Origin of the sequence: Neisseria basseii (assembly GCF_962707005.1) — a bacterium.
Taxonomy (GTDB): domain Bacteria; phylum Pseudomonadota; class Gammaproteobacteria; order Burkholderiales; family Neisseriaceae; genus Neisseria; species Neisseria bergeri.
In genome coordinates this window covers 68,384-81,754 of the sequence record NZ_CAUIXH010000002.1, presented here as the reverse complement: position 1 = coordinate 81,754, position 13,371 = coordinate 68,384, and the positions used below count along the sequence as shown (strand labels likewise).

Annotated in this window: 6 protein-coding genes and 1 pseudogene; 3 read left to right on the top strand and 4 right to left on the bottom strand. The window is 53.1% G+C overall.

Going from position 1 to position 13,371, the window contains the following annotated elements; translation table 11 throughout:
* Nucleotides 1–9: 9 nt before the first annotated feature.
* Nucleotides 10–642, bottom strand: a complete 633-nt coding sequence (mtrR, locus tag Q9I99_RS01550; RefSeq protein ID WP_118792792.1) for a multidrug efflux system transcriptional repressor MtrR — start codon at nucleotides 640–642, stop codon at nucleotides 10–12.
* Nucleotides 643–888: 246 nt separating this feature from the next.
* Between mtrR and mtrC the strand changes: the two genes are divergently transcribed.
* From mtrC to mtrE, 3 genes are read left to right on the top strand one after another with little or no spacing between them, the layout of a single operon-like run.
* Nucleotides 889–2,127 (top strand): multidrug efflux RND transporter periplasmic adaptor subunit MtrC, encoded by a 1,239-nt coding sequence (mtrC, locus tag Q9I99_RS01545; RefSeq protein WP_301667359.1) that lies wholly within the window; start codon nucleotides 889–891, stop codon nucleotides 2,125–2,127.
* Nucleotides 2,128–2,138: 11 nt separating this feature from the next.
* Nucleotides 2,139–5,342 carry a multidrug efflux RND transporter permease subunit MtrD gene (gene mtrD / locus Q9I99_RS01540; protein ID WP_301667358.1) on the top strand — a complete coding sequence of 1,068 codons (3,204 nt, stop codon included), beginning with the start codon at nucleotides 2,139–2,141 and terminating at the stop codon, nucleotides 5,340–5,342.
* Nucleotides 5,343–5,396: 54 nt separating this feature from the next.
* A complete protein-coding gene (mtrE, locus tag Q9I99_RS01535) occupies nucleotides 5,397–6,800 on the top strand; it encodes a multidrug efflux transporter outer membrane subunit MtrE (RefSeq protein ID WP_301667357.1) in 1,404 nt (467 codons plus the stop codon).
* A 111-nt stretch (nucleotides 6,801–6,911) separates the two neighbouring features.
* Here the strand turns inward: mtrE and Q9I99_RS01530 are convergent, their stop codons facing one another.
* From Q9I99_RS01530 to Q9I99_RS01520, 3 genes and pseudogenes are all read right to left on the bottom strand, one after another.
* Nucleotides 6,912–9,017, bottom strand: a complete 2,106-nt coding sequence (locus Q9I99_RS01530) for a TonB-dependent siderophore receptor (protein WP_301667356.1) — start codon at nucleotides 9,015–9,017, stop codon at nucleotides 6,912–6,914.
* A gap of 460 nt (nucleotides 9,018–9,477) precedes the next feature.
* Nucleotides 9,478–11,444 (bottom strand): annotated as a pseudogene (locus tag Q9I99_RS01525) (TonB-dependent copper receptor).
* Between the two features lie 179 nt (nucleotides 11,445–11,623).
* Complete coding sequence (locus Q9I99_RS01520) at nucleotides 11,624–13,267, bottom strand: lactate permease LctP family transporter (RefSeq protein WP_301667355.1); 1,644 nt, start codon at nucleotides 13,265–13,267, stop codon at nucleotides 11,624–11,626.
* Nucleotides 13,268–13,371 lie beyond the last annotated feature (104 nt).

Genomic DNA, 13,371 nt, shown 5'->3' with positions numbered 1-13,371 from the left:
AAGGCTTGACTATTTCCGGCGCAGGTCGGGATGGTTTTCCAAGTTGTCCATCATTATCCCGATGATGCGCGGGGCGGTTTTGCCCAAATCGAAGTTTTCGCCGGAAGAGAGCCAACGCCAAATCAGCCCGTCCAAGGTCGATTTGATGAAGATAACCGCCGTTTCTTTGTCCAAATCGTCTGCCAAATCCTGATTTTCCACCGCTTCGGTCAAAACGGCGGTAATTTTCTCGCGCCAGATTGCCTGATGCTTGCGGGCAATGGCGATAACGGCGGCGTTTTGCTCCGTGTGTTCGCATTTTAAAAACAGGATGTTGTGGAATTTGTAGTGGATGTCGTTGCTTTGCAGCCGCTCGAAAAAGTGCAGCAGCGTGTGGCGGAATACCGTCCAAGATTCTCCTTCGGCATTTGCGGCATCTTGCGCGATGCAGTTTTCGATGTCGTCGCAGATACGTTGGAACAGCGCGTCGAACAAGTCTTCCTTATTTTTGAAATGCCAATAGAGCGCGCCGCGCGTTACGCCGGCGGCTTGGGCGATTTCGTTGAGCGATGTGCGCGCAATCCCTTTGCGGTAAAAGGTTTCCAAGGCAGCAAGCATCAGGTGTTCTTTGGTTTTCAAGGCTTCGGTTTTGGTTTTTCTCATAATGGCGTTTTCGTTCCGGCGCGGTTTGACGGTTGGGATTATAAAAAAGACTTTGTATCCGTGCAATCGTGTATGTATAATAACGCCCCTGAAATTGAAACAGTTTCCCGTGCCGAAGTGCCGAACCCACCTGCTTTGCAACCCGTTTGAATACAGGGATGCCGAAGCAGGCGGTTTTGTATTTTGAAACGGGAATTTCTGTTAAATCTAAAATCCTTTAATAAAATCATACAGATAGGATAAATAATGGCTTTTTATGCTTCTAAGGCGATGCGTGCGGCTGCGTTGGCTGCCTCTGTCGCGTTGGCACTGTCATCTTGCGGCAAAGCAGATGAAGCGGCACAGGGCGGGCAGCCTGCGGGTCGGGAAGCCCCTGCGCCCGTCGTCGGTGTCGTAACCGTCCATCCGCAAACCGTCGCATTGACCGTCGAGTTGCCGGGGCGTTTGGAATCGCTGCGTACTGCCGATGTCCGCGCCCAAGTTGGCGGCATCATCCAAAAACGCCTGTTCCAAGAAGGCAGTTATGTCCGTGCCGGACAGCCGCTGTATCAGATCGACAGTTCCACTTATGAAGCAGGTCTGGAAAGCGCACGCGCGCAACTGGCAACGGCACAGGCAACGCTTGCCAAAGCGGATGCGGATTTGGCGCGTTACAAGCCTTTGGTCGCCGCCGATGCCATCAGTAAACAAGAGTACGATGCTGCGGTAACGGCGAAACGTTCTGCCGAGGCAGGCGTTAAAGCGGCGCAGGCGGCAATCAAATCCGCCGGCATCAGCCTGAACCGTTCGCGCATTACCGCGCCGATTTCCGGCTTTATCGGTCAGTCCAAAGTTTCCGAAGGTACGTTGCTGAACGCTGGCGATGCGACCGTACTGGCGACCATCCGCCAAACCAATCCGATGTATGTGAACGTTACCCAGTCTGCATCCGAAGTGATGAAACTGCGCCGGCAGATAGCCGAAGGCAAGCTGCTGGCGGCAGACGGTGCGGTAGCGGTCGGCATCAAATTTGATGACGGCACGGTTTATCCTGAAAAAGGCCGCCTGCTGTTTGCCGATCCGACCGTCAACGAATCGACCGGTCAGATTACCCTGCGCGCCGCCGTACCGAACGATCAGAATATCCTGATGTCCGGCCTGTATGTGCGCGTGCTGATGGATCAAGTGGCGGTGGATAATGCATTCATCGTTCCGCAGCAGGCGGTAACGCGTGGTACGAAAGATACCGTGATGATTGTGAACGCCCAAGGCGGCATGGAACCACGCGAGGTAACGGTTGCACAACAGCAGGGTGCGAATTGGATTGTTACGTCAGGTCTGAAGGACGGGGACAAGGTGGTTGTGGAAGGAATCAGTATTGCAGGCATGACGGGTGCGAAAAAAGTAACGCCTAAAGAATGGATGCCGTCTGAAAACCAAGCCTCTGCCCCTCAAGCCAGCGTTCAGACGGCATCTGAAGCCAAACCTGCTTCTGAAGCGAAATAAGGAAGGCATCGATGGCTAAATTTTTTATCGACCGCCCCATTTTCGCGTGGGTTATTTCGATTTTCATTATTGCGGCGGGTATTTTCGGCATTAGAAGCCTGCCGGTTTCGCAATATCCGTCTGTTGCCGCACCGAATATTACCCTGAGGGCTACTTATCCGGGTGCATCCGCACAAGTGATGGAAGACAGCGTACTTTCCGTTATCGAGCGGAATATGAACGGCGTGGAAGGTTTGGACTATATGACCACTTCTGCCGATTCGAGCGGCAGCGGCAGCGTGAGCCTGACCTTTACGCCTGAAACCGACGAAGATTTGGCTCAGGTGGAGGTACAAAACAAGCTTTCCGAAGTATTGAGCATGTTGCCGGCAACCGTTCAACAGTACGGCGTTACCGTATCCAAGGCGCGTTCCAATTTTTTGATGATTGTGATGCTTTCGTCGGATGTGCAGTCAACCGAAGAGATGAACGACTACGCGCAGCGCAATATCGTTCCCGAATTGCAGCGTATCGAAGGCGTGGGGCAGGTGCGCCTGTTCGGCGCGCAACGCGCGATGCGGATTTGGGTCGATCCTAAGAAACTGCAAAACTACAATTTGTCGTTTGCTGATGTCGGCAGTGCGCTGTCGGCACAGAATATCCAAATTTCCGCAGGTTCCATCGGTTCGCTTCCCGCTGTGCGCGGACAGACGGTTACGGCTACCGTAACGGCGCAAGGGCAGTTGAGTACGGCAGAAGAATTCGGCAACGTCATCCTCCGCGCCAATACTGATGGTTCTAATGTTTACCTGAAGGATGTGGCGAAAGTCGGATTGGGTATGGAAGACTATTCTTCCTCAACCCGTCTGAACGGGGTAAATACCACCGGTATGGCGGTGATGCTGTCCAATAGCGGTAATGCGATGGCGACGGCAAAGGCGGTTAAAGAACGCATGGCGACGTTGGAAAAATACTTTCCTCAGGGTATGAGCTGGAAAACCCCTTACGATACTTCCAAATTCGTCGAAATTTCGATTGAAAAAGTGATTCACACTTTAATCGAAGCGATGGTGCTGGTGTTTGTCGTAATGTATCTCTTCCTGCAAAACATCCGTTATACGCTGATTCCGACCATCGTCGTACCGATTTCCCTGTTGGGCGGTTTCGCCTTCATCTCTTATATGGGCATGTCGATAAACGTACTGACCATGTTTGCGATGGTTTTGGTCATCGGTATCGTGGTCGATGACGCGATTGTGGTGGTTGAAAACGTCGAGCGCATTATGGCGGGTGAAGGCCTGCCGCCTAAGGCTGCAACCAAAAAAGCAATGGGTCAGATTTCCGGTGCGGTCATCGGTATTACTGCTGTTTTGATGTCTGTATTCGTTCCACTGGCTATGTTCAGCGGGGCGACGGGCAATATCTATAAACAGTTTGCACTGACGATGGCGGCATCAATCGCATTCTCTGCCTTCCTCGCGCTGACACTCACACCTGCTTTGTGTGCCACGATGTTGAAGACCATCCCGAAAGGGCATCACGAAGAGAAAAAGGGTTTCTTCGGTTGGTTTAACAAAAAATTCGACAACTGGACACACGGCTACGAAGGCTGGGTTGCCAAAGTATTGCACAAGACTTTGCGCATGATGGTTGTTTACGTTGGTTTGGCGGTTGTCGGCATATTCCTGTTTATGCGCCTGCCGACTTCGTTCTTGCCGACCGAAGACCAAGGCTTCGTTATGGTCAGCGTGCAACTGCCTGCGGGTGCAACCAAAGAGCGTACCGATGCGACGCTGGCGCAAGTAACGCAGTTGGCAAAAAGCATTCCTGAAATTGAAAACATCATCACCGTTTCCGGCTTCAGCTTTTCAGGCAGCGGTCAGAACATGGCGATGGGTTTTGCCATGCTCAAAGACTGGAACGAACGTACCGCCCCCGGCAGCGACGCTGTTGCGATTGCCGGCAAGCTGACGGGTATGATGATGGGGACGCTTAAAGACGGTTTCGGTATCGCCATCGTTCCGCCTCCGATTATGGAGTTGGGCAACGGTTCCGGTTTGAGCATCAACCTGCAAGACCGCAACAATACCGGTCATGCCGCATTGCTGGCCAAACGCAACGAGTTGATTCAGAAAATGCGTACCAGCGGTTTGTTTAACCCCAGCACCGTCCGTGCCGGCGGTTTGGAAGATGCGCCGCAGTTGAAAATCGACATTAACCGTTCGGCGGCTTCGGCACAAGGTATTTCTTTTGCCAGCATCCGTACCGCACTGGCAAATGCGCTGGGTTCGTCTTACGTCAACGACTTCCCGAACCAAGGCCGTTTGCAGCGCGTGATGGTTCAGGCGGATGCTTCGGCACGTATGCAGCCTGCCGACATCTTGAATCTGACTGTGCCGAACAGCTCGGGCATTGCCGTTCCGCTTTCTTCGATTGCCACCGTTTCGTGGCAGATGGGTACGGAACAGAGCGTTCGTTTCAACGGTTATCCCGCTATGGAACTGTCCGGTTCGCCCGCAACCGGTGTTTCCACCGGTCAGGCCATGGAGGCAGTTCAAAAAATGGTTGACGAATTGGGCGGCGGTTACAGCCTGGAGTGGGGCGGACAGTCGCGCGAAGAGGCAAAAGGCGGTTCGCAAACCATTGCCCTTTACGCGCTTGCCGCCGTTGCAGTCTTCTTGGTGCTTGCCGCACTTTATGAAAGCTGGTCTATCCCGCTGGCCGTTCTGCTTGTGATGCCTTTGGGCTTGGCGGGCGCGGCGGCGGGCATAACCGGGCGCAACCTGTTTGAAGGGCTGTTGGGCAGCGTTCCCTCGTTTGCCAACGACATCTACTTTCAAGTCGGTTTCGTTACCGTGATGGGTTTGAGTGCGAAAAACGCGATTTTGATTATCGAATTTGCCAAAGACCTTCAAGCGCAAGGGAAAAGCGCGGTTGAAGCCGCTTTGGAAGCCGCCCGCCTGCGTTTCCGTCCGATTATCATGACCTCGTTCGCCTTTATTTTGGGCGTGGTTCCCCTGTATATTGCTGGCGGTGCGAGTTCTGCCAGCCAGCGCGCCATCGGCACGACCGTATTCTGGGGGATGCTCATCGGCACACTCTTATCCGTGTTCCTTGTTCCGCTTTTCTATGTGGTGGTGCGCAAATTCTTCAAAGAAACTGCACACGAACACGAAATGGCGGTGAAACACGCCGCCGAAGCGGGCATCACCGGTTCGGACGACAGCCAACATTAAGCAACCATGCCGTCTGAATGCCCACGGGTTTTCAGACGGCATTAGGACTTTTTTATGGATACTACATTGAAAACTACCTTAACCTCCGTTGCGGCGGCCTTCGCATTATCCGCCTGCACGATGATTCCCCAATACGAGCAGCCCAAAGTCGAAGTTGCGGAAACGTTTAAAAACGATACCGCCGACAGCGGCATCCGTGCGGTCGATTTGGGTTGGCACGACTACTTTGCCGACCCGCGCCTGCAAAAGCTGATCGACATCGCACTTGAGCGCAATACCAGTCTGCGTACTGCCGTATTGAACAGCGAAATCTACCGCAAACAATACATGATCGAGCGCAACAACCTTCTGCCCACACTGGCCGCCAATGCGAACGGCTCGCGTCAAGGCAGCTTAGGCGGCGGCAATGTCAGCAGCAGCTACAATGTCGGATTGGGTGCGGCATCTTACGAACTCGACCTGTTCGGACGCGTCCGCAGCAGCAGCGAAGCAGCCCTTCAAGGCTATTTTGCCAGCACCGCCAACCGCGATGCGGCACATTTGAGCCTGATTGCCACCGTTGCCAAAGCCTATTTCAACGAACGCTATGCCGAAGAAGCGATGTCCTTGGCACAGCGTGTCTTGAAAACGCGCGAGGAAACCTACAAGCTTTCAGAATTGCGGTACAAGGCAGGTGTGATTTCCGCCGTCGCCCTGCGCCAGCAGGAAGCCTTGATTGAATCTGCCAAAGCCGATTATGCCCATGCCGCGCGCAGCCGCGAACAGGCGCGCAATGCCTTGGCAACCTTGATTAACCAACCGATACCCGACGACCTGCCCGCCGGTTTGCCGTTGGACAAGCAGTTTTTTGTTGAAAAACTGCCGGCCGGTTTGAGTTCCGAAGTATTGCTCGACCGTCCCGACATCCGTGCCGCCGAACACGCGCTCAAACAGGCGAACGCCAATATCGGTGCGGCACGCGCCGCCTTTTTCCCGTCCATCCGCCTGACCGGAAGTGTCGGTACGGGTTCTGCCGAATTGAGCGGGCTGTTCAAAAGCGGCACCGGCGTTTGGTCGTTTGCGCCGTCTATTACCCTGCCGATTTTTACTTGGGGAACGAACAAGGCGAACCTCGATGTGGCGAAACTGCGCCAACAGGCACAAATCGTTGCCTATGAAGCCGCCGTCCAATCCGCCTTTCAAGACGTGGCAAACGCATTGGCGGCGCGCGAGCAGCTGGATAAAGCCTATGCCGCTTTAAGCAAACAAAGCCGCGCCTCTAAAGAAGCGTTGCGCCTGGTCGGACTGCGTTACAAACACGGCGTATCCGGCGCGCTCGATTTGCTCGATGCGGAACGCAGCAGCTATGCGGCAGAAGGTGCGGCTTTGTCGGCACAACTGACCCGTGCCGAAAACCTTGCCGATTTGTACAAGGCACTCGGCGGAGGATTGAAACGGGATACCCCAACCGGTAAATAACCGCCCGGGCAACCAAATGCCGTCTGAAACGATAAGGTTTCAGACGGCATTTCTTTCTTTAAAACGGTTTCCGGTACCTGCCTGCCTTTTAAGACGGCAGGCCGTATCCGTTTAGAAGGTATGTTTGACGGTTGCGGTCAGGCTGCGCGGCGTGCCGTAAACATGAATATCCGGCATCGTGCGGTAGCGTTTGTTGAACACGTTTTCAAAGTCCAAACCGATGCGGGTGGATTTGCCGATTTTGTAATGCGCGGTCAAGTCCAGCGTGGCGTAGGGGCGTTGGGTCAATGCGGCTGCGGCGGCAGGGTTGATGTCTGCAGGGTATTCGTCCAGCGTATGACTGCGGCTTTGCCAGTTGATGTTTGCACCCAGGTTCAAACGGTCGGTTAGGTCATACGCGGTAAAGAGTTTGAACAAATGAACCGGATAAGACGGATGCAGTTGCTTGCCTTCGCTGTTTTTGATTTTGGAACGTGCATAAGACGCATTCAGCAGCCATTTATCACTTAGGCGGCCGCCGACAGAGAGTTCCACGCCTTTTGTCGTGGTGTTGTTGACTGCACGGTAGTATTCATCGCCATTCGCGAATTCGCCTTCAACCACGCCCAAATGGTCGCGTTTGTTCATAAACACAGACGCGGAAGCATTCAGACGGCCTTCAAACCACGAGGCTTTCAAACCGGTCTCGTAGGTTTTGCCGCGTTGCGGTTCGAGCGGTTTGCCGTCTTTGGTCAGGTTGCGCACTTGTGGGCGGAAGATGGTGGTGTAGGACGCATAGGCAGTCAGGTTGTCGTCTAGATCATAAGTTACACCCAAATAAGGAATGAAAACGTTTTGTTTGTGGCTGCTGTAAGCGAATTTGTTACGGTCAGTGCTGTAACGGTACCGCCAATCTACAAAACGTCCGCCGCCTATCAATGCCAGCTTGTCGGTCAGTTTGAAACGGGTCGAGCCGTAAACCGACAGGTTTTTCATATCGGTAAAACCATCGCGCGAATACGGCATATCGGGTTTGGCGATGTTGCCGTCAAATTTACGCAAATCGGGAATCGTCGATTCGCCTTCTTCATAGAAAGACAGGTTTTCTTTGTTGTCCTGATAGCTGATGCCTGCATTAAATTCATGCGAACGGCCCAACGCCGGATAATCGCCGTCCAAAGTCAGGGAAAAATTTTGGTCGCGGTATTTGCTGCGGTCGCGGTCTGAAGTGAAAAGCGCGGAGTAGTCGGTATTGATTTTGTATGTACCGGCAATGCCTGAAACGATGTCGCTTTTACCTGTCAGATAGCTGTAATTGCCTGTCAGTTTCCAGCCGTTGTCAAATTCATGGCTGAGGGAAGTGAACACTTCGGCACTGGTGTCTTTGCCGTAAGCCCATTTTGCCGAGGAATTGCTACGCGGCGAAGCCTCAAACGGTATGAATCCGTCTTTCTTATTGCCTGCTGCCGTCAGATAGCTGAAACGCGAGCTACCTTTATTGCGGAAACGGTGTATTTCCGTACCGATATTCCATTGGGTCTGAGGGGCAATGTCGTAGGAGAGAATGCCGTAGAACGTATGATTGTGGCGCGATGTATTCGGCAGGTAATCGCCGCCGTGGTCGCTGACCAAAATAGTGCGGCCGCGCAAGGTATTGTCGGCATTTAAAGGCTGATTGGCATCAAGGACGAAGCGGTAGTGTTTCCACGAACCGACTCCGGCTTCCACGCTGACGGCTGGCTTGGCAGTCGGTTTTTTGCGTTCCAAAGCAACCGTACCGCCCGGCTCGCCCATACCGCCGTTGGACAAACCGCTTGCGCCGCGCACGACGACGACTTGGTCATACAATTCGCTGTCCAGATTGTTGGTGCCGCGGCGGATGGCTTTGTAGTCGTAAAGGAATTTGGGCGCGCCATCTACGGAAATGCTGTCAATCGCCTGACTGCGCGAAATAAACTGGCTGTGGCCGGAGACGTTGTTGCCCATTTTGCTGTGGAACACGCCCGGTGTTTGTTTCAATACGTCCTGCAGACTGTCCAAGCCTTGGTCTTCGATTTGTTTTGCCGTTATGACAGACAGGGATTGCGGTGTTTCACGCTGGGTCAGCTTGATGCCTGTGGCTGCGGATGAGGCGGGGATGGTGTAGTTGGAAGCCGTTTGTTTTCCCAGTTCTTTGACGTGTATTTCCGGAAGGGCGGCAATATCTGCGGCGGAGGCGTGCGCGGCGCATAACAGCATGAGTGCGGATGATACGGCAAGCGCAGTGCGTGAAGGGCGGGGGGGGTATGCATGATTTTTCCTTTTATAGTGGTTTGGCGGCGGGATTTTAGCAAAATGGCGTAATTATACCAGTTAGTGTAAATATTATTTAGGATTAGTTTGACTGTTGTCAAAATATATATAGTTATCTAGTTATAAGTATTTATATTATAGTGGATTAACAAAAATCAGGACAAGGCGACGAAGCCGCAGACAGTACAAATAGTACGGAACCGATTCACTTGGTGCTTCAGCACCTTAGAGAATCGTTCTCTTTGAGCTAAGGCGAGGCAACGCCGTACTGGTTTTTGTTAATCCACTATAACCCATTATAGGAGGGGAAAAAGGAAATGCTGGCGTGCTGTCGGATTGTCGCACCTTACAAAAAATGCCGTCTGAAACGGACTCTGTTTCAGACGGCATTTTAAAATGCAAGCGTTTAGAACTTGGCTTGCAGCCTTAACCAAGCGGTGCGGCCGGGTTCGTTGACGCGGGTGGTTTTGATGCCGGCGGCAGGATCGACAAATCCTCCGCTTCTGCTGACAAATTCGGCATAGGTTTTGTTGAACACATTGTCCACACCAGCTTGCAGGGTGGCGTATTTGTTGAATTTCCAACCTGCATTGACGGAAAGCACGCCGAAGCCTGCGGATGCGCCGATGTCCTGACCGATGATGTTGCCCTGTCCTTTGGCGTAGCGGTTTTGTTTGGCAACGACTTTCCACAATGCGCCCGCGCTGAATTTGCCGTTGTCGAAGGCAAGGGTGTTGTTCCATTCAAGCGGAGGTGTTTGTGCAAGCGGCAGATTGTCGGTCATGTTTTTACCGCGCGTGTAGGCAAGGTTGCTGCTGATGCTCCAGCTTGGTGCAAACTGCCATTTGGCTTCAAGTTCGCCGCCGAAACGGGTGGCATCGATGTTGCGCGCCATGGTCATGACATGTCCGCCGTGGTGCATCATGTGCTGTTCAATCAGGATATAGTCGCGGATTTTACCGGCAAAGAGTGAGGCGGCAAGGTGGAGGTTGCCCTTGTTCCAAATCATGCCTGCATCGATTTGGCGGTTGGTTTCTTTTTTCAGGTCTTCATCCCGATTGCGCTCCCAGTAGTCAGGCGAACGCTGGGCAACGCCCAAACCTGCATAATATTTGGTATTTCCCGCAGTTTGCTCGAAACGGAAGAAGCCGGAAGTCAAAGGATATTTGATGGTTCTGTTGGGGTCGCTGTTCGGATAAGTTTCGTAAACGGCAGTAACTTTATCGTGCCGCAAACCGGCAATTAGTTTTTGCTTGTCGGTACGTTGCCATGCAAGTTCGGCAAAACCGCCCAGTTGGTTAAAACTTTGTGTCGGAGCATATGCTTTTTCGGTGAATTTTTCATCGCCTGACCGTTCGGTATGGCGGTCGCGCATATAGTCGATGCCGGTTTGAAGGTTGACGTTGTCCCAATCGAAAGTGGCTTTCAGATTGCCGGTATCGGTGCGGCGTTTGGGATTCATGGCACGTTTGCCCATCATACCGACGGGGCGCAGGCTGTAGGTGTCCATAACGTGGTCGATTTCGCTGGATCCGTAGCGTGCCTCGATTTCGCTCAACCAGGGTGTGATATTGCGCTGGCTGATGCGGACATTCCACGCGTCGCGGTCGAATTTGCTGCCGTCCATCATGCGGTCGGCGTAGGCTGCCTTACCGCGGCTGCGTTCGTATGTACCGGCGATGGTGGTGTTTTCGGTCGGGGTAACGCCCAACTGAACCATTTGGCTGTCGCGTTTGAAGTTGGAATGTACGCGGTTGCCTGCTCCGTCTTTATAGTCGTCAGATTCGTTGTGTGAGACATTGAGGCGGGCATAACCGTATTTGCCGCCCGCACCTGCTTCAAAGGAGGCATCGCGTCTGCCGCTGTTGCCTAATGTAGTGCTGCCGTTGAAGGAGTAGGGTTGTTCGTGGAAGGTCGGATCTTTACGGACGAAATGAACCGAACCGCTGATCAAACCCATCCCTTGGGTAACGGTTTGCGGACCTTTGGTAACGACAACTTCGTCAAAGGTGCTGGGGTGGATGTAGGAAGTGGGCGGGTCCATGCGGTTGGAACAACCGCCGTAAACGAACTGGTCGTCTGCATTGATGGCAAGGCGCGAGCCGCCCAAACCTCGGAACAATGATCGCCCGAGCTGCCGCCTTTGCGGATGATGCTCATATTGGGGACGGATTGCAGCAAATCCGCGCCGTCGCCTGCCGGTAGGGGCTGGAGGGTGGCTTTAGGATTGAATTTGACAGTGTTGGCCTTTTGCTGCTGTGTTCCGGTAACGGTAACGGGCGAGAGTTCGGCGGTTTCTTCCGCAACGGGGGCTGCCCATGCTTGGCTTAGCGCGGCTGCAAGGGGGAGGAGTAAGAAGTGGGTAGTTTTCATATTTAATCTACTTAAATGGAGGGTTGTTGTGTTAGTTCTAAAGTAGTATATAAAACTAAACTGAACGATGTATCAGAAAATGCACTTTGTTTAACATACATCAATAATGAATGTACCGGCCCGATAAAAAAATGCCGTCTGAAGCGGAAAAGGCTTCAGACGGCATTTTGAGAGACGGGTTATTTATTAAAGAAAATCAGCGTCCACGGCAAAACATATGCCTGTAGGAGGGTGAGAAGACCGACAAAGGTACAGAAAATCAGGCTGTGTTTCACGGTAAAGCGGAACAGGTTGGATTCCTTGCCCTCTAAGCCTACTGCCGCACAGGCGATGGCGATGGATTGAGGGGAAATCATTTTGCCTGTTACGCCGCCGGTCGTATTGGCGGCAACGGTCAGCTCGGGGGTAACACCGATTTGATGCGCCGTGCTTGCCTGCAAAGAACCGAATAAGGCGTTTGCGGAAGTGTCCGAACCGGTCAGGAATACGCCCAACCAGCCGAGGAACGGCGAGAAGAACGGGAACACGGCACCGGTAGCGGCAAGGACGAGTGCCAATGTAGATGACAGTCCTGAATAGTTTGCCACGAATGCGAAGCCGAGTACCAAACCGATAGACAGGATGGACAGGCGCAATTCTTTGAGCGTTTCAAAGAAAGTGCCGACGGCTTCGGAAGGCTTCATTTTCAGCAGGATTGCGGAAACGATGGAAGCAAACAGGATTGCCGTACCGACTGCGCCGAGGAAGTCAATTTTGAACACGGCGGCGTATGGTGTCGGTTCGCTGACGATGGGCGCGGCTTTTTGTACCAAGTTGTGCAGCATCGGCCAGTCGAATTTGACGGTGGCAACGCCCAAAGCCTCTTTTACGCCCTTAATCGTCCACACGCTGACGAAAACGGTCAGAATGGCAAAGGGCGACCAAGCTTTGATGATTTGTCCGGCAGTGTATTCGCCCGCTTTGCGTTCGGACGGTTTTTTCATGCCGTTGAATGTAAAGATTTCTTTAGGCTGCCATTTTTTCAGGAAGGCGGACAGGCAAATCAGGCTGACCAGAGCGGAAGTAACGTCGGGCAATTCCGGGCCGATGAAGTTGGCGGTAATGAATTGGGTAACGGCGAAAGATACGCCCGCCACCAATACGGCAGGCCAAGTTTGGCGTATGCCGCGCATACCGTCCATCATAGCGACCAACCAGAAGGGTACGATAACCGACAGGATCGGCAGTTGGCGGCCGGCGACCTGACCGATGTGGTAAGGATCGAGATTGGACACTTGACCGGCAACCAAGATGGGAATACCCATCGCGCCGAAAGCCACGGGCGCGGTGTTGGCAATCAAACACAAACCGGCGGCGTAGAGCGGATTGAAGCCCAAGCCCACCAGCAAAGCGGCGGTAATCGCCACCGGCGCGCCGAAGCCTGCCGCGCCTTCGAGGAATGCGCCGAAGGAGAAGCCGACCAGCAGCATTTGCAGGCGTTGGTCTTCGGTAATCGAAACCACGGAAGCGCGGATAATGTCGAACTGCCCTGTTTTTACGGTAATTTTATACAGGAATACGGCGGTAACGATAATCCAGGCAATCGGCCATAAGCCGTAAGCGAAGCCGTACAGCGCGGAAGAAACCGCCATACCCGCCGGCATCCCGAAGCCGAATACGGCAACGGCAAGCGCAATCAGCAGCGTATAAAGCCCCGCCTGATAGCCTTTCAGCTTCAGGACGGTCAGCGCGGCAAAGAAAAAGACGATGGGTAAGAGTGCGGCGGCGGCAGTCAGATACAGGCTGCCGCCGATTGCCGTGTAGTTTTGAACCCAAGTTTCCATAATTGAACATCTCCGAAAATATTTTTCTAATCGTCGGCAATAGTGGTCAAACCAATTAAAGCAACGTTGCATTACTTTACGAAACTTTAATATTCAGGTCAATA